Origin of the sequence: Bacillus sp. 1NLA3E (assembly GCF_000242895.2) — a bacterium.
GTDB lineage: Bacteria > Bacillota > Bacilli > Bacillales > Cytobacillaceae > Bacillus_BU.
In genome coordinates this window covers 2,041,768-2,065,713 of sequence record NC_021171.1, presented here as the reverse complement: position 1 = coordinate 2,065,713, position 23,946 = coordinate 2,041,768, and the positions used below count along the sequence as shown (strand labels likewise).

The 23,946-nt window shown below is 34.1% G+C and carries 25 protein-coding genes and 3 pseudogenes; 7 read left to right on the top strand and 21 right to left on the bottom strand.

Features of this window, described 5'->3' with window-relative positions:
* The first annotated feature begins 54 nt into the window (after nt 1-54).
* Nucleotides 55-546 (top strand): hypothetical protein, encoded by a 492-nt coding sequence (locus tag B1NLA3E_RS09890; RefSeq protein ID WP_015593703.1) that lies wholly within the window; start codon nt 55-57, stop codon nt 544-546.
* Nucleotides 547-605: 59 nt separating this feature from the next.
* Here the strand turns inward: B1NLA3E_RS09890 and B1NLA3E_RS26005 are convergent, their stop codons facing one another.
* Nucleotides 606-749, bottom strand: coding sequence for an IS3 family transposase (locus B1NLA3E_RS26005; protein WP_442852663.1), 144 nt, complete (start codon nt 747-749; stop codon nt 606-608).
* A gap of 160 nt (nt 750-909) precedes the next feature.
* Here B1NLA3E_RS26005 and B1NLA3E_RS09885 point away from each other — a divergent pair, with 160 nt between their 5' ends.
* Nucleotides 910-1,134 carry a hypothetical protein gene (locus B1NLA3E_RS09885; protein WP_015593702.1) on the top strand — a complete coding sequence of 75 codons (225 nt, stop codon included), beginning with the start codon at nt 910-912 and terminating at the stop codon, nt 1,132-1,134.
* A gap of 515 nt (nt 1,135-1,649) precedes the next feature.
* Here B1NLA3E_RS09885 and B1NLA3E_RS09880 read toward each other — a convergent pair.
* On the bottom strand, nt 1,650-2,939 hold the full coding sequence (locus tag B1NLA3E_RS09880) for a DEAD/DEAH box helicase (protein ID WP_015593701.1): 1,290 nt from the start codon (nt 2,937-2,939) through the stop codon (nt 1,650-1,652).
* A 484-nt stretch (nt 2,940-3,423) separates the two neighbouring features.
* Between B1NLA3E_RS09880 and ltrA the strand changes: the two genes are divergently transcribed.
* Nucleotides 3,424-4,752, top strand: a complete 1,329-nt coding sequence (ltrA, locus tag B1NLA3E_RS09875) for a group II intron reverse transcriptase/maturase (protein WP_015592909.1) — start codon at nt 3,424-3,426, stop codon at nt 4,750-4,752.
* A gap of 104 nt (nt 4,753-4,856) precedes the next feature.
* Here the strand turns inward: ltrA and B1NLA3E_RS09870 are convergent.
* Nucleotides 4,857-5,498 (bottom strand): annotated as a pseudogene (locus B1NLA3E_RS09870) (nuclease-related domain-containing protein); the annotation flags it as partial.
* Nucleotides 5,499-5,728: 230 nt separating this feature from the next.
* Between B1NLA3E_RS09870 and B1NLA3E_RS09865 the strand changes: the two are divergent.
* Nucleotides 5,729-6,088 carry an ABC transporter ATP-binding protein gene (locus B1NLA3E_RS09865; protein WP_236619624.1) on the top strand — a complete coding sequence of 120 codons (360 nt, stop codon included), beginning with the start codon at nt 5,729-5,731 and terminating at the stop codon, nt 6,086-6,088.
* A gap of 208 nt (nt 6,089-6,296) precedes the next feature.
* Here B1NLA3E_RS09865 and B1NLA3E_RS09860 read toward each other — a convergent pair whose 3' ends face one another.
* The 10 genes from B1NLA3E_RS09860 to B1NLA3E_RS09815 all read right to left on the bottom strand — a co-directional run bounded on the left by B1NLA3E_RS09860 (nt 6,297) and on the right by B1NLA3E_RS09815 (nt 14,569).
* Complete coding sequence (locus tag B1NLA3E_RS09860) at nt 6,297-7,016, bottom strand: hypothetical protein (RefSeq protein WP_015593698.1); 720 nt, start codon at nt 7,014-7,016, stop codon at nt 6,297-6,299.
* A gap of 184 nt (nt 7,017-7,200) precedes the next feature.
* On the bottom strand, nt 7,201-7,566 hold the full coding sequence (locus tag B1NLA3E_RS09855) for an HIT family protein (protein WP_015593697.1): 366 nt from the start codon (nt 7,564-7,566) through the stop codon (nt 7,201-7,203).
* 171 nt (nt 7,567-7,737) lie between these two features.
* On the bottom strand, nt 7,738-10,173 hold the full coding sequence (locus B1NLA3E_RS09850; RefSeq protein WP_015593696.1) for a DEAD/DEAH box helicase family protein: 2,436 nt from the start codon (nt 10,171-10,173) through the stop codon (nt 7,738-7,740).
* Entirely contained in the window at nt 10,166-10,492 is a 327-nt protein-coding gene (locus B1NLA3E_RS09845; RefSeq protein WP_015593695.1) for a nucleoside triphosphate pyrophosphohydrolase, read from the bottom strand. Before B1NLA3E_RS09845 ends, B1NLA3E_RS09850 begins: the two co-directional genes overlap by 8 nt.
* A 95-nt stretch (nt 10,493-10,587) precedes the next feature.
* Entirely contained in the window at nt 10,588-11,034 is a 447-nt protein-coding gene (locus B1NLA3E_RS09840) for a hypothetical protein (RefSeq protein WP_015593694.1), read from the bottom strand.
* Between the two features lie 170 nt (nt 11,035-11,204).
* The gene (locus B1NLA3E_RS23265; protein WP_015593693.1) at nt 11,205-12,098 is read right to left on the bottom strand and encodes a J domain-containing protein; all 894 of its coding nucleotides are present in this window, start codon (nt 12,096-12,098) and stop codon (nt 11,205-11,207) included.
* A gap of 156 nt (nt 12,099-12,254) precedes the next feature.
* Nucleotides 12,255-12,698 (bottom strand): YHYH domain-containing protein, encoded by a 444-nt coding sequence (locus B1NLA3E_RS09830; RefSeq protein WP_041580437.1) that lies wholly within the window; start codon nt 12,696-12,698, stop codon nt 12,255-12,257.
* A gap of 26 nt (nt 12,699-12,724) precedes the next feature.
* Nucleotides 12,725-13,006: a DUF6804 family protein gene (locus tag B1NLA3E_RS26000; protein WP_015593691.1), complete on the bottom strand. Its 282-nt coding sequence runs from the start codon at nt 13,004-13,006 to the stop codon at nt 12,725-12,727.
* Nucleotides 13,007-13,174: 168 nt separating this feature from the next.
* Nucleotides 13,175-14,095, bottom strand: coding sequence for an exonuclease domain-containing protein (locus tag B1NLA3E_RS09820; protein ID WP_015593690.1), 921 nt, complete (start codon nt 14,093-14,095; stop codon nt 13,175-13,177).
* A gap of 15 nt (nt 14,096-14,110) precedes the next feature.
* Entirely contained in the window at nt 14,111-14,569 is a 459-nt protein-coding gene (locus B1NLA3E_RS09815) for a hypothetical protein (RefSeq protein ID WP_015593689.1), read from the bottom strand.
* 1,034 nt (nt 14,570-15,603) lie between these two features.
* On the opposite strand from B1NLA3E_RS09815, the gene B1NLA3E_RS25255 reads away from it, so the two are divergent.
* On the top strand, nt 15,604-15,768 hold the full coding sequence (locus B1NLA3E_RS25255; RefSeq protein ID WP_187292167.1) for a hypothetical protein: 165 nt from the start codon (nt 15,604-15,606) through the stop codon (nt 15,766-15,768).
* A 235-nt stretch (nt 15,769-16,003) separates the two neighbouring features.
* On the opposite strand, the gene B1NLA3E_RS25250 is transcribed toward B1NLA3E_RS25255, so the two are convergent.
* The 3 genes and pseudogenes from B1NLA3E_RS25250 to B1NLA3E_RS25995 all read right to left on the bottom strand — a co-directional run.
* Nucleotides 16,004-16,174, bottom strand: coding sequence for a hypothetical protein (locus B1NLA3E_RS25250; protein WP_187292166.1), 171 nt, complete (start codon nt 16,172-16,174; stop codon nt 16,004-16,006).
* Nucleotides 16,175-16,186: 12 nt separating this feature from the next.
* Complete coding sequence (locus B1NLA3E_RS09810; RefSeq protein ID WP_015593688.1) at nt 16,187-17,485, bottom strand: YHYH domain-containing protein; 1,299 nt, start codon at nt 17,483-17,485, stop codon at nt 16,187-16,189.
* A 60-nt stretch (nt 17,486-17,545) separates the two neighbouring features.
* Nucleotides 17,546-17,705 (bottom strand): annotated as a pseudogene (locus tag B1NLA3E_RS25995) (IS4 family transposase); the annotation flags it as partial.
* A gap of 140 nt (nt 17,706-17,845) precedes the next feature.
* On the opposite strand from B1NLA3E_RS25995, the gene B1NLA3E_RS09805 reads away from it, so the two are divergent.
* Complete coding sequence (locus B1NLA3E_RS09805) at nt 17,846-18,181, top strand: hypothetical protein (protein WP_015593687.1); 336 nt, start codon at nt 17,846-17,848, stop codon at nt 18,179-18,181.
* 406 nt (nt 18,182-18,587) lie between these two features.
* Here B1NLA3E_RS09805 and B1NLA3E_RS09800 read toward each other — a convergent pair whose 3' ends face one another.
* Nucleotides 18,588-19,412, bottom strand: a complete 825-nt coding sequence (locus B1NLA3E_RS09800; protein ID WP_015593686.1) for a DUF1835 domain-containing protein — start codon at nt 19,410-19,412, stop codon at nt 18,588-18,590.
* A gap of 305 nt (nt 19,413-19,717) precedes the next feature.
* Between B1NLA3E_RS09800 and B1NLA3E_RS09795 the strand changes: the two genes are divergently transcribed.
* Nucleotides 19,718-20,170 carry an OsmC family protein gene (locus tag B1NLA3E_RS09795; RefSeq protein WP_015593685.1) on the top strand — a complete coding sequence of 151 codons (453 nt, stop codon included), beginning with the start codon at nt 19,718-19,720 and terminating at the stop codon, nt 20,168-20,170.
* Nucleotides 20,171-20,554: 384 nt separating this feature from the next.
* Here the strand turns inward: B1NLA3E_RS09795 and B1NLA3E_RS09790 are convergent.
* The 4 genes and pseudogenes from B1NLA3E_RS09790 to B1NLA3E_RS09770 form a co-directional block, all read right to left on the bottom strand.
* Nucleotides 20,555-21,714, bottom strand: a pseudogene (locus B1NLA3E_RS09790) (IS3 family transposase).
* A gap of 345 nt (nt 21,715-22,059) precedes the next feature.
* Nucleotides 22,060-22,248, bottom strand: coding sequence for a 4-oxalocrotonate tautomerase (locus B1NLA3E_RS09780; protein WP_015593682.1), 189 nt, complete (start codon nt 22,246-22,248; stop codon nt 22,060-22,062).
* Between the two features lie 59 nt (nt 22,249-22,307).
* Nucleotides 22,308-23,090 (bottom strand): 2-keto-4-pentenoate hydratase, encoded by a 783-nt coding sequence (locus tag B1NLA3E_RS09775; protein WP_015593681.1) that lies wholly within the window; start codon nt 23,088-23,090, stop codon nt 22,308-22,310.
* A 45-nt stretch (nt 23,091-23,135) separates the two neighbouring features.
* Nucleotides 23,136-23,915 (bottom strand): 2-keto-4-pentenoate hydratase, encoded by a 780-nt coding sequence (locus tag B1NLA3E_RS09770; protein WP_015593680.1) that lies wholly within the window; start codon nt 23,913-23,915, stop codon nt 23,136-23,138.
* Nucleotides 23,916-23,946 lie beyond the last annotated feature (31 nt).

The following is a 23,946-nucleotide window of genomic DNA, read 5'->3' as shown; positions in this document are numbered from 1 at the left end:
AAAGCTCGCTTTATAGTTTAATATACTATCTGCTCCAAGCAATGGAGGTATTGTATGACAAATTTTTATTCGTTTCACGGGACAGTCACTATGATTAGTGATTTTTTCACTGGTAAAAATGGTAAAAAAGAAGGCTGTAATAAATTCATTACTGTAGAAAACGAATTGGGAGTCATTGTCAACTTCGTGGTTTCACCCACCACCTACTTTGTAGACCATGTAATGGTGACAGTAGGAGATCGCGTGACTGGATATTATGACGGGGATGCACCTGCACTTCTTATTTACCCGCCTCAATATCAAGCACTTGTCATGGTAAAAGACAGCCCAAATCAGACTGTAAAAGTAGATTATTTTAATAGTCAATTGGTGAGTAGCGATGGACAATTACAATTAAATATATCACCATATACTCGAATAGTATTAACAAATGGGCAGTCCTTTTCAAGTACACCTGCAAATCGAGATCTAATTGTTATTTACGGGCCTTCCACAAAAAGCATCCCTGCCCAAACCACACCCTCTAGAATAATAGTCCTTTGTTAAATGTTAGATAGACATTCCTAATTGGAATAATAATTGCTATATAAAAAACAAAAAACTCGTCACTTGAACTGACCCCTGATAGTTAGACAGGTTATTTTATTAGCAACTTTTAGGGTTTGGGTTCGGTATTGCACCGGGCTCAAACCTTTTAATTTTGTCTTAATTTGCTTGCAATTAAATGAATTTCGATTCGATTTGACTATAAGAAACCTTCTTCATCCTCTCAAATATGAAACAGTAATCAATTTATCATTTTATTCTGTCTACACTGAAATATTTATTTGCTATTATTAAACTAGTGAAATATATAACATAAGAGAATATTGTTGAATTTTTATCTATTAGATTAGAGGAGGGATTTTTTTGACAGGTACAATCGCAGTCATTATGGTTTTCTCCATTCCATTGGCGGCAATACTAACATCGCATTTTCAAAAACAATCCAAGTACAAGCTCAAAATGATTGAATTTCAGATTGAACTTGAAAAACTTAAACACGAAAACTATGTTCTTGAAACACAAAAAATGAGAATCGAACTCGAACAAATGAAACTAGAAAATTCTCAAGATATCATCAAACCACTATAACTTAGCAAAGACAATGTCGGAGTTTCAGATAAAAGACACTCCGACTCATTTTCTAAAAAAGAAAAACCATATCTTGCAAATTAACATCCTTAATGCTTTCCACTCTCCAAATCGAAGGTGGTCAACCAAAAATAGTTGAAGGAACATCCTCTGACTCAAATGGGGGCTCCTGAATGATGATCGTTTCTTCAAGTTGATTGAATAACAGCCAAACAAAACGAATACGCACACTCATTTGGTTAATCTTGTAAAAACGGGGGTATTGAGGAGGAAATAGAACAAAATAATATTTTCTCGGCCGACCATATTAATAAGAAGCATTAAACAAACCCCAGCCCTACATTTGTCTGGGGTTTGTTCGAAAGAAAATCCTTCCCTTAAATACGCAATAAATCAGAATTTTCATTGATTTAAAGAGCACGGGGAAGGTTCTACTGCTTCCTATTGAAGCAGAAGAACCTTCCCCACACTCAAAAAAGAGACTATAAAATTTTTATAGACTCTCTTAAAATAGTTTATTTTACCTGCTCAATTCTTCTTTTCTCTTGAGTTCTCTCTTCCAACATTCGATCCAAATAAATCGTATATTCCGATTCACCCGAGTAGGACAAGCAAAGGTATTCTTTAGCTCTTGTCATTCCAATATAGAGCAAGGAAACTTCCCTCTCCTTATCCTCTTCCAATGGAAACGGCATTGAATCCACATTGACGATAAACACAGCCTGAAAATCTAACCCTTTGCTACTATCTATCGTACTGATTTTGACCTTTCCGTCTTCTTTATCAAAAGATCGTTTCGAAACGTCATTTTCGGTAATCCAGTAGAATGGTATTGCTGACTCATTTAACGTGCGCTTGATGATATCGACGATTGGAGATTTGTATGTCTTTTTAACCCGATATAGGATGAGCATTTCTTCTAATGGAACTTTTTTCTCTTCATGTAATTTCTTTATTTGTCTTGATACCATTCTCATTTCATCAGAAAAGCTGGCAGCTTTTACGATGCCTGGTTCTGGACCTTTTCTCTTTGTACTTTGTGGGGCAATTATTTCACCATCAAGATCACGATTGACGACTTTATTTTTAAATACTGAATGTTCACGAAAGAAATCCCAAGCAAATTTTACAATTTGTGAAGTGTTCCGATAATTTATTGTCAACACCTTTGACCTGCCTTGAAAACTAAAACCCGTATCCTGAACATAGGAACGCTTTCGATTGTAAATAGTCTGAGCTCTGTCTTCAACCAATAACAGTGACTGTGTATCAGCATTTATTAGTAAGCTGACAAGCCGGAGCCAATCTGCTTCAAAATCCTGCCCCTCATCAATCATGACGGCATCATAAGTTGGAAGAATAGTCTCCTTCTTCTCGATTTTTTCAATAATTTCTGGTAGTTGATACTCTCTTATTTTTAAATCATTCTTAAGCCAAGAATGAAAATTCCGCACAATAATGTTTTGATTTTGAACATCCTTAATAGAGGGATCAAAATCAAAAAGGTCCTCAGGTTCGTTTAACATATGATGAATCATTTGCTGGATCGAATTCGCCAATGAAATATTATAACAAAGGATGAGGATTTTCCAATCAGGATTCTGCTTTGACAACATCTTCGCCCTACTGGCAAGAATAATCGTTTTCCCACTCCCTGCAACGCCTCGAATCAAGCGGTTCTTATCACCGATTTGCTTTGCCAACTTCTCCTGGTGAAGGTCCATTGTCTTAATATCGTGTAGGGACAATAAAAGCTGATCTTGATAAGGGACAGGTGCTTGTGCGGCTGAGCTAGGTCGTATCATATAACGGGTGGGATTCCCGTCGAGTAAGAACTAGCCATTCACTCGTAGCGAGTCTTGGAGGACTAAAGGTAACTTTAGTTTTTAAGCGTAGACAGTTAGGTGGCGGGCCGAAAGCCAAATGGTTGAAGGGATTGAGCTCCATAATGTTTGTAATTTGAGAGGGCTGATGCTTTAAGCGCTGCAGAAAGCTACATTTTATCTTTCGTTAAAGGCAAGAAAGATAAAACCTCTCTGGAGTCATAGACCTTGGCACGTTATACATTGATATGATACGGCAACTCAGGAGACCCTACCGGTCTTTTCTTTTTCTTAGAAGAGTATGGTTTACAAGCGATAAAAAGCAAGGAAACCAAATGCCGTTGTAGGGAGTCGGATAGCAGCGTAGTACCAATGAAATTGGGTAATGCCGATGGAGGAAAGGCTGCTACCTAGTTATCGCCCTTACTAGAGACACATTTACTACACACAGAGGTAGGTATACTAAATGGAAACAAAACTACTAAGGATAGCAGAATTAACAAAGTCTAATCCTAAAATGAAATTCACATCACTTGCACATTTACTAAATAAGCAAGCACTAGCTCAATGTCATCATGAACTACCCAATAGGAAAGCAACCGGGATTAACGGTACAACTAAAGAGCAATACGGTGAAAATTTAGAAGAAAACATAGAGGAGTTAGTAAGTCGGCTTAAAAGCAAAAGCTATCGTCCTGTTCCTGTAAGGAGAATGTATATTCCGAAGCTCAATTCAAACAAGAAAAGACCATTAGGAATACCGGAACATGAAGACAAGATTGTTCAAAAAGGCATTACAAAGATACTAAATACCATCTATGAAAATGATTTTCTAGATTGTTCCTTTGGGTTTCGACCTAATCGTGGTTGTCATGATGCTTTGAAAATACTGAACTTTTATATTGAAAAGAGATCAGTAAATTATGTAGTAGATGTCGATATTAAGGGATTCTTTGACAACGTTGACCACAAATGGATGGTGGAGTTCTTAAAACTGCGAATTGCTGACCCTAATCTACTAAGAATAATTGGTAGGTTTCTTAAAGGTGGATACATGGAGGAAGGTAAGAAATACAAAACAGACAATGGCACACCGCAAGGTGGAGTTATATCTCCGGTATTAGCCAATGTGTATCTCCATTATGTCCTTGACTTATGGTTTGAGAAAAAGGTTAAGAAACAATGCAAGGGACAGGCATATATAGTAAGGTATGCAGATGATTTTGTGTGCTGTTTTCAATATCAGAGCGAAGCTCAGGAATTCTTCCAATCATTGAAATGTAGATTAAAGAAATTTAACTTGGAAATTTCCGAGGATAAAACCAAAATTATTCCCTTCGGGCGGTTTGCCGAGAAATATGAAAAGCAAAAGGGAAATAGTAAACCAGCAACCTTTGATTTCCTAGGCTTTACACACTATTGTGGGAAAAGTAAACAAGGGAAATTTCGGGTGAAACGGAAATCGAGTAGCAAGAAAGTCCAAGGTAAATTAAAAGAGTCTAAAGAATGGCTGAAGAAGAATAGAAATAGAGATATTCATATGATCATGGATAGATTTCGACGATCGCTTATAGGTTATTACAACTATTATTGCATCACTGATAATACCAAAAATGTTTGCAACTTCAAAGACAAAATCGAGAACTTACTATTTAAATGGCTCAATAGAAGAAGTCAAAGGAAATCCTTTACATGGGATAAATTCAGACTATTTCTTGATAAATATCCACTACCTTCACCAAGAATTAAAGTGAATATATATGATTTAAGAAAAGAGATTAGCTACATTCTGTGAATGATGACTAGGAGGAGCCGTGTGCATTAATAGTGCAAGCACGGTTCTGTGAGGGGATGGAGTACAATTTATCGTAAGGTAGAAAGGCTCCCTTCTACTCGACTATACTCAGCACTAATTCGAACTTCTGGGAATAAATGATAACGAATTGCATTAATGTCTTCTACAGAAAGAGGTTCTTTTTTACGATATGGAACGACAAACATATTTAAGATCTTTTCCATTAGGACTTCTTCGGAAAACTCATCTTTTTCAGTATCAATCTCATCTCTTGTTAAACATAGATTGGGTTCAATCACTGAATATAGATCATTTTTTATAAAATCCTGGGAACTCATTCTGGTAAAAACGACCCCATATCCATAAGGGAATTTCAATTGAAACTTATATTTCCCTTCTAACTGAACAAGACTTTTATCCTTTTTCAACACATCTACTACATGAAACATGTTGTCCCTTGCCTGCTTCAATGGGCTTTTTACAACAGCTTGCTCACCAGTAGTCGCTACGATATGCCACTCTTCGTGGTTAACTTGGAGAAGAGTATTTTTCGTATAATCCTTCACTTCTAATACCATAATTCCAAGATCCGGACCGATAATCACAAAATCGGGCCTTCTCCCTTTAATTTCTGGTTCATAGTAAACTATATAATCATCGGGCAGAAATGTTTTTAAAGTTCGGAATAACAACCTCTCCCCAGCAGTGGCAGATGATCTAATCGTTTCAGGAATCGTAATCGCCATTTTAACCGCTCCAAAAGTTGCATTTTCCTACATTATACTACAAAAGTGGTAAAGACCAGGTTTTTTACAGAAATTAACCATATTTATAGTAAATAATTCTATTAAATTAGCATACTTCTGCCAAAATTAACAAAATTTCTCCTAAAGGATTAGTTCTTCTAGCAATTATTTTGATAAAATAAAAGAAGAATATATTTTACATAGAAATGTTTGAACTCTATGGAAGCGGAGTGGACAAATTGTTTAAAGGAATCCTTGATAAGCTATTTAAACCAAATCAACATTCAAACAAACCAGAAATTCAACCTATTAGCCCTTCTGAAGTAGAGGCAATAGTAGATGCAAAGATTAAAGAGCACGCCACAACCATACAAAGTACGACTACTGACCAGGATGATTACACATTATCAACAAAACAGATCGAATATGCTATTTCAATGATTGAAAAGCTAAAAGGTGAATTCGTATTGGCGATTGAGCCATCAAAATTAACCATTAAAGATTTGAATCGTTTGATTGCCTATCAGAAATATAAAAACAAAGGGACACTTGTTAACTTGGTAAAAAAAGGAGTTCTACAAAGAAAATAGGTAAGAACCACTAGGTGGAGGTGCCAGAACCCTTAACGAAATGGTTCCTGGCACTTTTATTTCTTATTTATAAAAAACTCTTCATTCATGCCCTGGATTTTCTTGTCTCACTAATTTAGTAATTGTTTAATCTTCATAGAGTGTTTATTCCTGTATGTAAAATGGAAGGTGCTTGCTTAAGGAACTCGGTATTTCAATGCCTTCAGGTTCAGGTTTTTATTCCCATTTCATCTAATATTTTATTGTATTGAACATCACCCAATCCAAAATGATTAAGATTATTGATTAAATCAATCAGTATTTCTTGTCTGCCTTTACCTTTTATTTTATTTATATAATTTCTTATATCATTATTTGGGTTTTTATAATTCAAATACAACTTTATTCCTTCTCTTAAATAAGGCAATTGTTTAAAGATATCTAGGTATACGTCACCTTGTATCTTTTCAAAATCTTTTTTTATTAAGGTTTCAACATACAAATCATAAAAATGATCTAGCGAATGAATTTCTATTTTATCTTTTATTATTTCAGTTATACTACTGCACTTAAAAAAAACCTGTTTTATAATGTTTACTGTGACTGATCCGTAAAATTTTATTGAATCTAAATATGCTAATATTGTTAGTAAATTAATTTGACAGAACATATCAAAATCAAACCATAAAGCTACTTCCTCATAATTTCTGTGAAGAAGCGGCCAAATTTCGCTGATTGACTTTTCTTTATATACTTCAGGAGAAACATCGTAATTTCTGGTTATAAAGTTTTCCCTAATAGTAAAAAATTCTTCGCTAAAGATTTTCCTATGTACCTCTCCATCAACAAGACAATCATTAAAAGAAATAATCCCTTCCCCGTTAGCAATATAATTTTTTCTAAAGAACTCCTTTAATGCTTCTCCATTTAAAATATTTAGCTTTTTCACAATTTCACTTCCTTAAATATTAAAATCACGCAATCAGAAAAGGTCGCTAAATTTACAGCTTCGAATCTACAAAAAAACCAGTTTGTAGGACAGTTTTCAAAACCATTCCGCAAATTTAATGTGTAAAAATACCTCAACTTAACGGGCAATTAAAATCCCTTGCCTGATTCACTAACTCTAGAAATTAATACATCCTTTTTTCAGGAATAACACCTCGTACTCCGCCTCTTGGTTCGTCAATATCTCCTGAATACCGTGGAATAAGATGCAGATGGACATGGAATATGGTTTGTCCAGCAGCTTCTCCACAATTAATCCCAATATTAAAGCCATCAGGAGAAAAGGTTTCACTTAACGAGTCTTTACACTCATCTAGTAATTCATGAATAGCAACTTTCTCTTCACAATTCGTTTCAAAATAACTACTTACATGCCTTTTCGTAATGATTAATATGTGTCCTTTGTTAACAGGATATTTATCAAATATGGCATAAGCAAGATCATTTTCTTTAACTATATTTAAACCTTTGCTGCAAAAGGGACAAGACATTTTTTGTGCACCAACCTTTAAAATTTATTCAATAAGTGAAATCAGCAATACCTTAGAAAAAAACTAGAAACTTCTTCCTGCCCTATTCACTAACTCCAACTATTACCACAGCTAAATTATACCATCCGTGGGTATAGTGGTTATTAAAAATAATGACAAACCCCAAACCAATTAATGGGTCTGGGGTTTTTTCGCCTTCCGTTCAAAATGATAATGCAGGCGGTATTCACATACTTCTTTTGTCCAATCAAACAATATCTGTTGGTTCTCAGGAACAACATCAAATTTAAGATTAAATATTTCGTTTTCAAACGAAATGAGCCCTTTTGAGCTGCCACTCCATTTTGTCATTGGCATTGTAGCAATCAGTTTGCTAACTCCTTTTTCATCGTACTCCCAGAGCTGTTTCGAAGACCTGTCGGAAAAATCGATCCGTTTCCTGTATTCCTTTTCTGTAAGATATTGATGAAAAAAAGGCGCTACCTCTGTTGGGGTAATCGACTTGAACCAGTTTGCTGGACCACGCTTCAACATTGCTAACAAGACAACCATTTTATAACTTTTAGCCATTCCAGTTTTTTCAGTTTCCTCAAGCCACGGTTTATACCGAAGAAAAACTTCTTTTTCTCTTTCACTTAATTCATTTGCCCATTCTAAGAAACCAACATATGACTTAAACTCTTGGCGGTATTGAACTGAATCTGCTGCACCTTTTAAGTGTAGATCTAAATATGTTGGCCTGTCACCTTGTTCATATTTTAGTGAAGAGTACGCATTTAGCAGTTTATCACGACGAGGATGTTTCTTTGTAATCATTTCTTTTAACAAGTCAATAACATGCACATCTAAATTCACTTGGCAAAAATCTGGAACAGTTGGGTTGATTTTTTTAGAGCCTACTTCAGATGGGGTAGTGTCAAACAAACTTAACTTAATATCGGCATTTCGATAGTTACCTATTAAATCAATAATCACACAAGTCTCTTTTTCTTGATGTAACCGAAGTCCACGTCCAATCTGTTGCGTAAACACTGTAAGTGATTCCGTAGGCCGGACAAACAACAAGGTATCGACTGTAGGAATATCGACTCCCTCGTTAAACAAGTCAACTGTAAAGATAGCATCTATGTCCCCATCTGACAGCTTCTTTATCTCATTCTTTCTGCTCAAACCAACCTGTTGGGAATGCAAACTGACAGTCTTATAGCCCTTTTGATTAAAAAAGTTAGACAGATAGTTTGCTTGTCTTATCGATGAACAAAATCCGATTGTCCTTGTCTGTTTCTTATCTTTCCATTCATAAAGGATCTTATTAGCCAATTCCTCTCGGAGCTGTGCCTGCAATAATTGTTCCTCATCATAATGATTACCTAGCCATCTAATTTGCGAGTAATCCGTATCATCATAGATTCCATAATACGTAAAAGGAGCTAACCATTTTTGCTGGATTGCATCTAGAAAGTCTATTCGAAACGCTACGTTACCATCGCAAATCGCATATACGTCCTTATTGTCATTTCGATCAGGAGTCGCGGTAATTCCAAATAAAAATTTTGGCATGAAATAATCTAAAACTCTCTGATAAGAGTCTGCAGCAGCATGATGAAATTCATCGACTATTACTAGATCAAACTCATCAGGCTGGAACTGGAGCAAGTGTGTCTTCATACTTAATGTATAGATAGACGCAAAGATAGCATCCGCATCCGCATCGCCTTCTTTTACCCTACCATTGTAAATCCCGTAACTTCTATCGGGCATTACCTTTTGAAAAGAATCTCTTGCTTGATTCAAGATTTCCTCACGATGGGCAATGAATAAAATTCGTTCAAAATTCCGGGCAAAAAAAGCTGCAAGATAGGTTTTACCTAGACCTGTTGCCATGACAACTAAAGCCTTATTATATTCTTCTTCCAATGTTTTTTGTAATTCATCAAGTGCTTCTATTTGGGCAAAACGAGGTGAAATCTTGCCATATGGTGCATTTTTATCATGGATAATCTCAGGCTGTTCTATTACATCAGTTTCAGCCGGAAGCATTAAATCTAGTTCTTCCATCTTAGACCACTGTTGAGCCAAATTTGGATTCTTAACATGGTAATCCTCATATCCGACCTCATACTCTTTTAAGGTTTCTTTGTTCAATGGGATCGTCTTTTTTGAATAAAAAGTATTACAGAACTGTTCCAGTGCTTCTTCAAAAACCTCTTTTTCATTACTAACAGAAAGATTCCATTCAACTCCATTACCAAGAGCAGATTTTGATAAATTAGAAGAACCGATAAATAAGCAATCATGATTCTTTGTTTGAAAAAGATAGGCCTTAGGGTGGAAGGAAACACCATTACTATGCCATAACCGAATTTGAATCCTATCATCAATTGATAGCAAATTCTCCAACGCTTTCGGCTGAGTAACATACAAATAATCACCTGTACAAATCTTGATATCTGCCCCTCTTTCTGCAGCAATCTTCAGGGAATCTCTTATATATTCAACCCCAGATTTCATTACAAAAGCTGCTAAAATACAAATAGAAGCTGAGGATTCAATTTGTTCCAATAACTCTTTCCCTAGATTATTGGTAATTAACCGAACATTACTCATCTTCAACCTCAATCAAGAAGATTTTTTCCTTAAAACCGCCCCGCTTCTCGGCCTTCTTTTTACGAGCTTCCTCTACCCTTTCTATTGAAACACCATGATATTCAGCCAGAGCATGGATGATTTCCAATACATCAGCTAGTTCTTCAATTGCGTCCTCAGTATTTTCCGTATTCATATATTCTTCAAGCTCTTCAAAGCTTTTTTTCTTCAATTCTTTTGTGTATTCGTCATTATTTAATATTCGTGTAGAAAACTTCTTTCCATCATTTTTTATTATTTCAGGGATACGATCACGGACGAGTTTGTTGTGAATTGGCAATTTACTCCCTCCAATCTGATATATGTTTATTATACCAAATGGATTTATTGAAATTATGACCAAATTATAAGATAGAATATTTCACCTTGTTTCCTCTAGTAGTTTCTCACCTGAATACAATAAAAGAAGTCTTTTGCTTTTTCAATATCTTCATCTAGCAATCCAGTAAGTATAAATTCTGTTCCTACCATATTTGGTTCAGATGGTTCATTTACAACAGCGTGTAACGTTACTACATCATTAAATTCGTCTTTAGGCAACTTTTGAATGGTAATATCACTAAATTTGGATTTAATCAAAAGTCCAATTTTTCTTCTATCGAATGTAGTAAGAGCGTCTTTTAAACCCACACCAAATTTTCCTATCACTTTATTTGGGTTCTTCAACTTTTCAGCATTTTCATTTTGAGTTAAATGTTCGTACTTTAATCCTCTTCCAAAATCCTTTATATGCCATTTCCCGTCCTTATCTTTAGAAATAATTGGTTCCTTGCTTCCAGTGAGATTTGATTCATCTAAAGCATTTGCAATTATTTCTCTCAAAGCGTGCGGTACTGTCCAGTGCTCTATACCTTTTCGATATTTAAATCAAATTTTTTCATTTTCCAAATCTCCTTGAAATTAAATTGGTAATTCTGAGGTAATATATTTAATGATTTATCGGCTAATTTTGGAAAGATAAGCAACGGTTAAATATTTGAGAATACATTTCTTTATTGTTTAATAGTAACGGATAAAATATCTCGGTAATTCAATTCAATATCTTGTACATATTGAATAATTTCATATTGAGGTATATTTGTATTTAATCCTGAAATCAAATTATCCAAGTAATCTAGCATCGCTTGTCTGGCAAACTCAAATTGACCATTAAGAATGTCTTTACTTACAATAACTCGCAGTTTTTCAGCTGCATCAATTAAATTTTGAGTTTCTTTAAAGTCAATTTTTTCGGCATTATTAAACTCATTAATTAATTCCTCATAATCTACTCTGGTATCCTCATAAAAAGCAATAAAAGCAGGATCCGCATTTTCTTTGTATTTCGTTGTGTTTGAAACTGTATCATTAGTAGTGTCTTGAACTGGGGCTTGTGAATTGTCGTGTATAGTGTCCTCTATTGAGGTTTCAGAAGTATTCTTTTTTGAAGTTTGTTTATCACTTTTTTGAATTGCAGAAATTTGTTTTTTAAGCTCTTCACTTTCTTTAACATTAGATTGATATCTATATATTCCAAAGGTAATGATACATAGAGCTGCAATAGAGGATAAAACTATCACTAAATTTCTAATTAGATTTCCTTTTGACTGTTGGTTTCTGTCGTTTGATTGCCGGGTATGAATATTAAATTTTTGATCAGCGGAATCAGCCTTCATCACACAGTGAGTTTTTATGTACTCTTCAAGAAGTAAATTATATTTTCTCCTTGATTCTTCATCAAATAGAACTTCATACGATTCTTTTACTAATTTAAATAAATCATCGTTTCCATTTTTCTTATCCGGATGTGTTTCTTTTGCTCTTTTTCTATAAGCTTTTTTTATCTCTTCACTGGTAGCTGATTGTCTTATTCCAAGAACATCATAATAATTAACGAATAGCTCCATTATAGAGGACTCCTTGAATCTATATTTGATATTTTTTAGAAGTTTATTGTTCATTATGTTAAAAGTAATAAAAAATTATTAATATCTTAAAAAAGTAACACAAAACGGGATTTCTTCTTTGTATTTATTTAAAAAAATAGAGGTTTTTAATTTTTATTACAAAGAATTATGACCTTTCTTGCTTTTTATAAGTGCAAATGCCCCTATAATTGTAATTCCTGCACCACCGCCAATATACCATCTGTATCTTTCCCAAAATGTTAAAATACATGTATCTTCATAGCCTATTTTATAGGCCTTTATTGCATATAGAACCATATATTCTGCAATATCCGGATCTAATTTATTGGTTAAATCCTCACTTATGATTGATACCCGATTATTTCTTTTTTTTCCGTCTTTCTGACCAATTGGAAAAAATGTATCATAGGCTTCTTCCCAAGCATCATCAAGACAAGGACCAGAATGACAATGATAAGTGCCATTTGATGTTTTGTTATGTCCACCGTAACTATCAGTTCTACCACTGTGTCCAAAAACTTCTGTAGGTGTAGGGATCAACAAAATAAAAATCAAACATATAAAAAATAAACTTTTCAATTGCTCCATCACCTTAATAAAGTTCTTCACTGTTTTTTATAATTTTCAGGTCTATCGAAAACTAATGTAATAATTAACAATAGCACCGAAATTATATCTAGTAATACCCAAACAACTTTAGTTGAATAAATTGGAATAATTGGGTTAAATAAAATAAGTAAACTAAGATATAAATACTCAAATCCATTCCTTTTTACGTTTTTAAAAGCCTCTTTTGTTAAAAATATTGAATTTAAAAACACAAAAATTCTTAAGAACTCATAATATCCGTATGGCTGTTTAAATACTCCTATGAAAATTAGGATCATCAAGCTAACTCAACTAAATATATTAATTTTGGTTTTCAAATCATATTTGCCCATTAATATTCCCTCAAATATGGTAATAATCCCCCTCATTTGAAACCTATTCGCTACTGTAAAACTAAGCACGAATCTAGAAATAATTCAGCAGGAAAATGTTGCTTTAAAGAAATCTCATAACATTTTTATAAAATCTTCTTCACTAATAATTTCAAGTTCTTTTCCTTGGCTGATCATCTCTTCGGCCTTTTTTAACTTTGTGGATTTATTATTTTTAATCATTACATTTTGAAAATCTCCAAGAATAATATAATCAGTTTCATTAGTAATCCCGTTTTGTGGCATTCCACCTTTATTGGCTACCAACTGAGCAGCTTCTTTTCGAGAAAAAAGGTTGAGCTTCCCGGTAAATACAATGTTTTTACCGTAAAAAGGATTTTCTTGATTTGCATATTCATTGACTTCGATTTCCCTTAAGTCTAACGACCTACCGTGACTTTTACTTTTATTATAAACAAGGGAAGAACGATAATTATCTGGAGAAATAACTCCTGGCCTTATCCTTGTCTTCTCAAAAAGAGTTTCAAAATCAACTAAGTCAAACTGATCAACTAATTTTAACATTAGTTCCGCACACGCCCTTGCATCACCCAGAGCGTGATGATGGTTAGTCAAGTCAATTCTGAAATAGTCACATAAAGAATCCAATGAATAACTAGATTGCCCCAAAAGTAGTCGTTTTGATAACTGATATGTACAAAGTAATTGATTGCTAGAGGGCTGAATTTGATATCTGGCTAAATTATCCCGTAAGGCATATCCATCAAAGGGTAGATAATGAGCAACCATTAATTTATTTTCTATTTTTTCTTTGATGTAATTATAAAAAACATCAAATGTTGGGGCATTTTTCACGTCGTTAGGAGTAATTTTATGAATAGCTATATTAAAAAAATCAAATTCTTCTTCTGGATTAATTAATTGATATAAGGAATACTCAATTTTACCATTCTCAACAAAGACCATACCAACGGAACAAATACTGTGACGACTACAGTTAGCAGTTTCAAAATCAAATGCAATAAAGTTTTTCATAATGACCATACTCCTTTATCGGTAATATCTGGTGTAGTATGGGTAAATATTATGACCGCATTCCTCTGGATCATCTTTATAGTAAAGAATAAATGATAATACTTTTTCTTTTAATTCTTCTTTTGTTTCTGCAAAGCAACTCCTACCATAACCAACAAATCTCCAAATATAAGCTTTTCTCTTTTTTACTTCATCGTTTTTATCTATATACATTTGATAGTCATATATAACTTTTCCAACTCTATTTTCTAGTTTCCATAATTCAAAGGTTTGTATGTTTTTCAAACTTTTATATTCCCCTAACTCTTTGGTAAAGGATTGGTATTTCCTCACACCATTATCAAACAAAAAAATTAAAGCATCCTCTTCTTTCCCAAACCATTTTTGAATATCGTTAAATTCAACTCGATATTTTAATTCAATAGGGCGATCTGGGTCAGGCGTGTTAATAAAGAATAATCTTCCTTCTTTCAATTAAATCTCCCTCCTTTTCAAAATGGCAAATTATAGTATGTATTTATTGCTTTTAACTTCATTATAAATTTCTTCTATGTCATCTTTTGTTGCAGTGTGCTTTTTAATTATTGAGGATAAAAATTGATCGTTTAAGCAAAACTCATACTTAGCATTATTAGTATTCTTTGATTTATTACTTTGTTCTATAAGGATCTTCAATAGTTGATATAGATGAGGTATCTCCTAATCTCCCTATAAATTTGCTCTTTTTTACTGAATATCTAATAAAGCGAATACCTGAAATTAGGCCCATCTAACCCCCTCCTTTTTCCCATTTTACCACTTGTAACCATTTTTTTCTTAATAGTTAAAATTTATTCATAATTTTTTCTATTTATCTTACGAAGGAATTCAATGTCTAAGAAATATGTATAATTCAACTTACCAAATGTGTTTTCTCTAAAATTTTGAGAATATAATCTCTTCGCAATACTCAATGAAACCAACATTTTGTTGCTGCAAACTTTCGAATTGATACCTTCGACATTTTGGTTCCCTTTATTAAAGAGAAGGAATCTAACAAAAATATTTTTAAATTTTTCTTTTCAAACGCTCAATGGAACCATTTTATTACCAAAAACTTTCATCTAGATACCTTCAGCAATTTGATTCTATTTATTAGAAAGTTAAAATCTAATAAAAATTTTTAAAATTTTTTCTTACCAAACATGGTTTTTCAATATTTTTGAGAATATAATCCCTACACTATACTCAATGGAACCATTTTGTTACCGAAAACTTTCACCTAGATACCTTCAGCAATTTGATTCTATTTATTAGAAAGAAAAAATCTAATAAAAAATTTTTTAATTTTTCTTGCCAAACGTGGATTTTTTAAAATCTTGAGAATATAATCCGTTTGAAATTTTTGATTTTACAAATTTGGAAGCAATTTTACCAATAATTTAACAACTATCTATAAAAGATCAGTATTGAGTTATTGTTATTTCCATTTTTAAAAATAAAGAATCCTACTACAAGGGGAAATTGTTTTGAAGATTATAAGATTTTATGCTTCACCCGAAAACTCAGTTAATGTAAAAAAATTAATTCAAGATCTAATTGTTGCTGAATTTGAAAATATATTAGATTCATCGCGAAACAATCTCGATAATCAAAAGAAGAATAGAAGCAGCTTAGGCGGTGAATGTGTTTGAGATTTTCTTAATCACTCAATGAAAAGTTGCCAGTACTTGATTCCGATTCAAATAGATTTTTGAACCCAATATTAATGAAAAAAAATGTTTTTATTCACCAGATAGTAAGACTCCAGCAAGAATGATATTAATAAATGGTAAAAAAAAAATGACACGGATTAATAAACGTGTCATTTAACGAGTAGTTCGATACCATTTTTTGTTCTTGATAGAATATATTTTTTCTTATCCTATTCTAATCAGCTAGTCTCTTTCCTTTTTCCATTTTTCTTTGTTGAAGAAGTTTTTCCTTTTCACTTCGATAGTGGTTAACTTTTATTTTTAGACCCTCTACATCTTGCTTTTTTGATAACATCTTTACAAAAAAGTCCTCGACCTTATGACAAACTGTTCGATAAAAGCCCATTAAACTACTCCCTTAACTGATCATTTTTTTTGCTATATATAATCTTCTACCTAACCAAACAATCGCAACAGCTCCAGCGCCACCAGTGGCAGCCTTTTGGTTGGTGCTTTGCTGTTCTTCGTAATCTTTAAGACCTAATTTATAATAAGCGGTGAAAATGGCTTCACCTTTTTTATATTTTGATGGAATAAATAATTTTTCGCCTTGTTTACCTAAAGAACGGCCAGCCTCTTTAATTTTTACTACTTCTTTATTCGAGTCAAAGCCTTCCCTATACCATTTCTCGAACTTTTCGTTGTTTAAGTTGGGGTCTTTATATTTGATCATTGTAAAGGCAGAATGATAGCCTAGTTTAAGATACTCATCTTTTAACTCGTTCTTTCCTTTGTTATATCCCTTTTGATAAGATGCAGCAATACCTTTTTCGCCATCCATGGGGGGAGAGTGGATATCTTTCTTTCCATCGTTATAGCCTAAATTTATATATTCTTTTTTCTTTGCCTCAATTCGTTCAGTTACAGCCCTATTAAAACCATCTTCAAAAGATTTTTTTAAACTTGGGTGAGAAGCATAGTTCTCACGCACAACAATATCTTCTTGCTTTTGGCCTAAAGCGTAACCCTCATCAGTAGCCTTTAATTTTTCAGCTTCAATTCTAGTATTGCCTTCCTCGTACCCTTTATTGTAGCCACTAGCATACCCTTGCTTGAATGAGTTAGAACCATTGATAGCAGCGCTGTTATTTGTAGCTTCTTGATATCCATCATTTACACCCTGCGCATATCCTTGTTTATCACCATTTGTAATATCTTGTTGTTCTTGGTTGTATTGAATTTGTTCAGAGCTGTTATTTATCTTTGTTTTGTCATATCCACTGGGCGCTTCACATGGTATCCCATCATCTACTTGTCCGTTTCCCCATCCATCTAGGTTTTCGGGATCATTAGTTGCAGAATATCCCTTTGAATTCCAATATTGAACCATTTCATCGTAAGTTCCAAAATCTGTACAATCTTTATCGGTACTAATGATCGGAGTACTACTACTAGTGGAACCTCCTCCATTATGATTGTGGTAGCCTGTACACAAACCCTTAGATTGAGATTGTTCACTACAATTATGACCACCACTTGAATCGGTTCTTCCAGAATGGGCATAAGTTATCGTTCCAAACAAAACTGTAAATAGTAGTGCAATAATAAATATCTTTTTACTCAAAATTTCCTCCCCTTTATCTATTATTCTTTTTTTAAAAACCACCGGAATAAATAACTTTAATAACATATTTATAAGTAAAATACTAGAAATCATTATTAATTTTTACATAATAACCATAATATAACAATAGTTTTCTCGTATTATTAATACTCAAGACGTCCTTTGGAACTCTTTTTGCAGGCGTAATAGGGACTTGGTCGTCTTAAGTAGACCTCAATATCCTAGCCATGCCATAGATTCATGCGATTACCTGTTCAGAAAGCGTGCAATCGGTGCGAAAAATCGCAAGCCATTCACTCTTTTTGTTACTGTTCTAGAAAATAGATAGGTAGATAGTGTTCACAAGGCTCTTGGAAGATATGGCAAAATATTAAATATTGTAACAATTCACAAGAATCAAGGTAAATATTTTTGAGCTTTCTTTGGTAATATGTAAAAAAGGAGGTGAATTTAATGGAGTATATAACCCCAGATAATTTAAGAAGAAAAATCTTAGATATTTGTACGACATACTTTACCAATTCATTTCAGTACAAAACTCCGGATTTGTGGAAACAAATGAACCAAGATGAGTTTTCAACCCAGACAGAGAAACTTTTTCAAGAATTACAAGCCCTTGTAAGCAATGAAAAATATCCTCATACTTTTGAATCTACAGCTAATGAAATCTCCAAAGATTATCCACTTCTTAAGCCTGTTCTTAACGAATTATTTCTGCAAGAAGGAAACCGCCAAAAGTCAGGAGAATTGATTTTGAGGCAACTTTACAATTATCACAGAATTATTTAACCTAAGATATCTTCACTACATATTCCCTGTTACATTTAGAAAAAATAGCAAATCCTATTATCTTTCTTAAGCACGCCTTGTTTGATTGATCACAAAGATGTATTGATTGAAATAAAAAAAACAGGAGACCCACCACGGTTCATCCTGTTTTTTCGTTTACTCCCAACCAAACGTATTCTTACCTACAAGTAACCGATGGTGTAGTGTGACCTCTTCTGTTGTGTTCATACTTGTCTGACTACAAAGCTTTTTCCACTCTCGTTGCTACCTGTTGCTCTCTTTTGATATCTCACATAGCCTCATTTAATCTAACGGCCTTTTTACATACACCATTTACTAGCTTAGTAGTGTTGCACTCCAGTCGCCTAAGTACAAAAATCACGACTGGAGATTATTATCCAATAGCTTAAAGCAATTTTACACTATAATATCGCATTGAATAGAGACTTCCTTCTGACTCAAATATTCCGTTTTCTATCAGCTTTTTAAGTCGATATTCGAGAAAAGCATCCCCTATATATTGGTCAACATGCCCCAGCATATCCCCTATTAATCTTGCTGATTTCATAAAAGCTTTTGGATCTTGTTTAGCTTGAAGCTTTTTTGCCCTTTTTTTCATTAATTCATCATAGTAATCTTCAGAAACGCTCTGGATCCTTCCGTTTCTCCAAAGTCTTAAAACCTCTTGATTTTCTGAAAGGGATTGCCAGTCATTCTGTAATTGTTCTTGATCATGGTCTGAAAGGAACAGTCCTTGTCCCTTTTCAAATATGATTTGGAGCTTTTCTGGCGAAATTTCACCTGTATTTAATAGTATATACTTGACGTTTTTCACTGGAAACAGTTCTTCAAACACCTTTGTTGTGTTCATTAGGGTAATATCAATATTTTTTTCCTTCAAAAGAAACATAACATATCGCAAGCCTGTCTGTTCATGTGCGTTATCAGATGTCCAAATCGTGATATGGGTTCCTTCGGGAATAGCATTTATACTATTTAGTGTCTTTTTATACCTTTGTTGATAATCAAAGAATTCAGATCCGTCGCTTATGCAATTCTTCATCCATTCAAATCTCATTTCTAGTCCGTTCTCTTTATGTAGCTGCCATATGGGTCCAAACGAGAAGATATCCCAAAACGAGATGACTTTTTCCTTCTTATCGAGCCCCATTTCCTTTAAAGCAACTTTAAAACCTTCGGAAGAAGCTGCACCAAATAAAATATGTATCATCTTCGTCAATTCCTCACACTCTTTATTGAAAATCTACCTGTCCATTTAAACGTGGGATAAGCATGGTTTATTAAATTTCAGTTATTACCATCAAACACATGCCAATATTCGCCGTTTAGGTACTGATATCCTTCTTAAGCTATCATACTTACTCTTATAAAATTAGAACAAGGATTGTACCATTGAATTCTAGCCCTCTCTCATTTGTTTGAAAATTAGGAATTTTTACTTGATTTTTCACACTAACAGGTTATAATAAAAAAACATAATCAAATTATTCATATCAGAAAGGTTGGTTTTAAAACATGCCAAAAGAGACATTTAAAGCAAATGCTCATTTACAAGCAGGAGTCCAAGTTAAGGTTAAGTCCAGAAATTTCGAGGTTACCATTGATGAACCAAAAACACTCGGAGGAACAGATACAGGAATGAATCCTGTTGAACTGGCTCTTTGTGCCTTAGGAGCTTGCCAAGCTATTGTGGCACGAGTGTATTCTAGAAAGTTTAATATTCAACTGGATGATTTCAGGATTGAACTTGAAGGTGATCTCGATACGGACGGCTTTTTGAATAAATCTGATGTCCGCCCAGGTTTTAGTGATATTCGCTATAACATTCATATTGAAACCGATGCGCCACGAGAAAAGGTTGAAGAATTTATCGCCTTTGTAGAAAGTAAATGCCCTGTTGGCGATACAATCGCTAATCCAGTAAACTTAAAGTTAAATGAAATACTTATTAGTTCTAGTGTTAAGTAATGATTGAATAAGAATTTAGTAGAAAAGGGATGCGTACGACAATCGTTCCCCTTTTCTTAATTTGAGTAATATACGGACATACGTTCCGCTATTTTTATAAAAAGTCGTATTTTGATAGACTCAGTGGACATTGAATCCCTTATTTGTTGATAAATGAGCATTATTCATTTGTTTTGAGTTGAATAAGATACTCCATGTCCGTTTAAAGTAGAAAAAAGGTAATTAAATCAAAAATAAGATCACTCATGGACCTCCGTCAAGAAAACGGACATAAATATTAGCTTTTTTCTTTTTGGAACCTCTACCGCGCTACCGCTTGGTGGCCTCTCCACCTTGTGACAATCTTTCAGATTTGTCACAAAGCAGAGAGGGGAATTATTAGAATCAAGCAGCTTCGTTTTTTAAATAATAGGCTTTTTCAAATTCATTTGGCGTGGAATAATCCAAAGTGGAGTGGATTCGCCATGAATTATAAAAACTCAGGATGTAATCGAATATACTGCTCTTTGCTTCCTTACGCGTTTTGTAGTCCTTGTGAAATATGAGCTCTTTTTTAATTACGCTGTGGAATGACTCAATGCAAGCATTGTCATAACAGTTGCCTTTTCCACTCATGCTTATTGGTATTTCAGCGTCTTTTAATATCTTTGTATACTCTTTAGATGCATACTGGCTACCCCGATCCGAATGGTGGATCAGACCTTTTTTAGGAGGCTGGTGCCTCACAGCTCGTTCCAGCGCTTGTATTACCAGTTCCTTGGTCATACGACTGCTCATAGAAAACCCGATGATTTTTCGTGAATAAAGATCCATAACGCTGGCCAAATATAACCATCCTTGGCGTGTCCAAATGTAGGTGATATCAGATACCCACGCCACTCCTGGTCCAGATGTCTTAAAGTTTTGTTCAAGAAGGTTTGGATAAATATGCTTATCATGGTCTGAATTGGTCGTAGCTTTGAACTTCTGAGCTGTTATGGATTTCATTCCTTCCTCTGTCATGATCCTCTGAACGTGGCGTTCTGATACAGAAAATCCTGTCTTACGTAGTTCTCGTGTAATTTTAATGCTTCCGTATCGCTTCTTAGATTTATAGTATATATTTTTGATTTCCTCAGTAAGTCTTTTACGGGCCATCCTCTGCTCGCTTTCGTCTCGTTTGAGCCAATCATAATACCCACTTTTAGAAACACCAAAAACACTGCACATCTTCACTACACGAAACTCGTGCTGGTGATTCTTAATAAACTCATAAATTACATCGGGCTTTTCGTGAAAATGTGCATAGCCTTTTTTAAGATTGCGTTTTCCTCCTGAAGATCCTTAATTTGCTTTTCAAGATCTTTAACTGCCTTCACATCAGGCGATAAGTTTCCACTACCTACAAAACCTTCATTCTTTTTACTCTTATAAACTTGTATCCAGTTTCTAATTGTTCCAATAGGAATATCTAGATCCCTTGCCAGCTGAGTAGCCTTTTTGCCCTCATCCACTACTAGTTGAGCTATTTGCATTTTATATTCGTTATCAAAATGTTTCCCCACTAAAGACACGTCCTCTTTTATATATAATTGTCATTATAACAAATGACCAATTCTACGTGTCCGTCTTCTAGTCTACATCCACTCATGTCCGCCAAATCTAGATGAAGTTCCCTATTGTTAAATTTTCACAAAAACTACTAACATTTTTTTATCTATATAACAACTGCCCGAACAAGCGCCCCGTTTATTGGAACTTCATAAAAGCTAAAAGCAGGTCTTTGGAATTGTTTGAGAAATTCAAGAATAAAATCGCTACAAAACTTTCCGCCTTATTGTAAATCACCGATGAATAAGAAAAACATCTACTAAATGAATATCTTCAAACAAGTTAATTTCTACTTATTTTTATTTTCTTTCGGAAACTGGTACTCCGGCAATTCCCCAATGAGTTTTTGGCATTTCAGTGACCAAAACCCTGACGCTTTGTTTAGGAGCATCTAATGTTTCAACAACTGTATCTGTAATATTTTCAATTAATGCTTTTATTTTTTCAGGCGGTCTGCCTTCCATAATGTTTATTTGAATAATCGGCATAATCTATCCCTCTCAATCATTAATAAATTTTACTCTTAACATATTTTAACTATTATTATTTATTCACCAACAGTGAAAGTAACTTCTCCAAGTCCTTCAAACTTCCCTGAAACAAAATCCCCTACTTTTAAAAGGACAGCACTTGTTAAGGCGCCAGACATGATGATTTCACCTTTTTTAATTTTGTCGCCTTTTCTGGCAAGCATATTGGCTAACACAGCTATTGCATTGGCTGGATGCCCCAAAACGGCTGCACCGGCTCCAAGTTCTTTTATTTGGCCATTAATAGAAAGTGTAACACCTACTAATTCCAAATCAAAATCACTTGGTTTTCTAAGTGTATTTCCGAAAACAACCCTTGAAGTAGATGCATTATCAGCAATTACATCTGTAAGTGTAAAGTTAAAGTTTTCATACCGGCTGTCAATGATCTCAAGTGCCGGCAAAACATATTCTGTTTTTGCTAATACTTGGGCACCAGTAATTCCAGGTCCTTCAATATCTTCACCAATAAGGAAAGCAATTTCAGCTTCTACTTTTGGATGAATTTGAAAAGGAACAACTCCGCCATTATCAACAAGCATATAATCAAATACATATCCATAAATAGGCTCAGAAACACCCATTTGATCCCATTTTGCTTTACTTGTTAAGCCCATTTTAGGACCAACGATTTTGTGACCTCGATCTAATTTCTTTTGAACAAGCAGTTCTTGTGCTTGATATGCTTCCGCCACAGTTAAATCAGGTTTAATTGTCTTTGTGATTTTTACAACTTCACGTTTTTCTAATTCTGCTGCTTCAAGATAATCTGCAATGTGTTTAATGATTTCACTAGCCATTTCTTTTCCTCCTCAGATACAAATTCATGATCTATTCAAGCCAAATTATTTAAAGTTAACGCTTACTTGTCCAAGATGGGCAAATCTCGCAGTAAAGTTGTCACCGGGTTTTGCAACCACCATGCCGGAAAGTGCACCGGAGAGAATTACTTCCCCCGCTTTAAGGGTAATATCATAATCAGCCAATCGGTTTGCCAACCATGCAACACAAGAAGCCGGATTTCCAAGAGCAGCGGCCCCCACACCAGTATTGGCAACCTCACCATTTTGCATTAATACCATGCCAATTAATTCAAGATCAATATCTTCAATTTTTGTCGGCTTGCCACCTAATACGACTAATCCTGAAGAAGCATTATCTGCAACAGTGTCTTGTAATTTGATTTTCCAATCCTGAACCCTGCTGTCGACAATTTCTAAAGCGGGAACCACATAATCTGTTGCTTGTAAAACATCAAGGACAGTCACATTTGGACCTTTTAAATCTTTTTTCAAAATAAAAGCAATTTCGCCTTCAATTTTTGGTTGAAGCATTGTTTTAATGGCAATTGTTCCGCCATTTTCAACTACCATGCTATCTAAAAGATGTCCGTAATCTGGTTCATCCACACCTAACATTTTTTGTACTACTACAGAAGTTAAGCCGATTTTTTTACCGACTATTTTTTGTCCTCCGGCTAACTTCTTTTTAATATTTTGCAGTTGAATAAAATATGCCTCATCAATTGTAATTTCTGGATCTATCGTAGTTAACGGATCAATTCCAACGCGGGTTCGTTCAGCTTCTATTAATTGAGCTGCAAATTTTTCAATTTTATTTGTCATTGAATACATCCTTTCTATTGTATATGTATAT

Bases quoted from the DNA above. Each gene is read 5' to 3' on its own strand.
- B1NLA3E_RS09775 (WP_015593681.1), bottom strand. From the start codon at position 23,090: ATGGCTAGTGAAATCATTAAACACATTGCAGATTATCTTGAAGCAGCA.
- B1NLA3E_RS09850 (WP_015593696.1), bottom strand. From the start codon at position 10,173: ATGAGTAATGTTCGGTTAATTACCAATAATCTAGGGAAAGAGTTATTG.
- B1NLA3E_RS09890 (WP_015593703.1), top strand. From the start codon at position 55: ATGACAAATTTTTATTCGTTTCACGGGACAGTCACTATGATTAGTGAT.
- B1NLA3E_RS09820 (WP_015593690.1), bottom strand. From the start codon at position 14,095: ATGAAAAACTTTATTGCATTTGATTTTGAAACTGCTAACTGTAGTCGT.
- B1NLA3E_RS09810 (WP_015593688.1), bottom strand. From the start codon at position 17,485: ATGATTTCTAGTATTTTACTTATAAATATGTTATTAAAGTTATTTATT.
- B1NLA3E_RS26000 (WP_015593691.1), bottom strand. From the start codon at position 13,006: ATGATCCTAATTTTCATAGGAGTATTTAAACAGCCATACGGATATTAT.
- B1NLA3E_RS25250 (WP_187292166.1), bottom strand. From the start codon at position 16,174: ATGGGCTTTTATCGAACAGTTTGTCATAAGGTCGAGGACTTTTTTGTA.
- B1NLA3E_RS23265 (WP_015593693.1), bottom strand. From the start codon at position 12,098: ATGGAGCTATTCGTTAATTATTATGATGTTCTTGGAATAAGACAATCA.
- B1NLA3E_RS09880 (WP_015593701.1), bottom strand. From the start codon at position 2,939: ATGATACGACCTAGCTCAGCCGCACAAGCACCTGTCCCTTATCAAGAT.
- B1NLA3E_RS09800 (WP_015593686.1), bottom strand. From the start codon at position 19,412: ATGATACATATTTTATTTGGTGCAGCTTCTTCCGAAGGTTTTAAAGTT.
- ltrA (WP_015592909.1), top strand. From the start codon at position 3,424: ATGGAAACAAAACTACTAAGGATAGCAGAATTAACAAAGTCTAATCCT.
- B1NLA3E_RS09780 (WP_015593682.1), bottom strand. From the start codon at position 22,248: ATGCCGATTATTCAAATAAACATTATGGAAGGCAGACCGCCTGAAAAA.
- B1NLA3E_RS09855 (WP_015593697.1), bottom strand. From the start codon at position 7,566: ATGTCTTGTCCCTTTTGCAGCAAAGGTTTAAATATAGTTAAAGAAAAT.
- B1NLA3E_RS09795 (WP_015593685.1), top strand. From the start codon at position 19,718: ATGCCAAAAGAGACATTTAAAGCAAATGCTCATTTACAAGCAGGAGTC.
- B1NLA3E_RS09770 (WP_015593680.1), bottom strand. From the start codon at position 23,915: ATGACAAATAAAATTGAAAAATTTGCAGCTCAATTAATAGAAGCTGAA.
- B1NLA3E_RS09805 (WP_015593687.1), top strand. From the start codon at position 17,846: ATGGAGTATATAACCCCAGATAATTTAAGAAGAAAAATCTTAGATATT.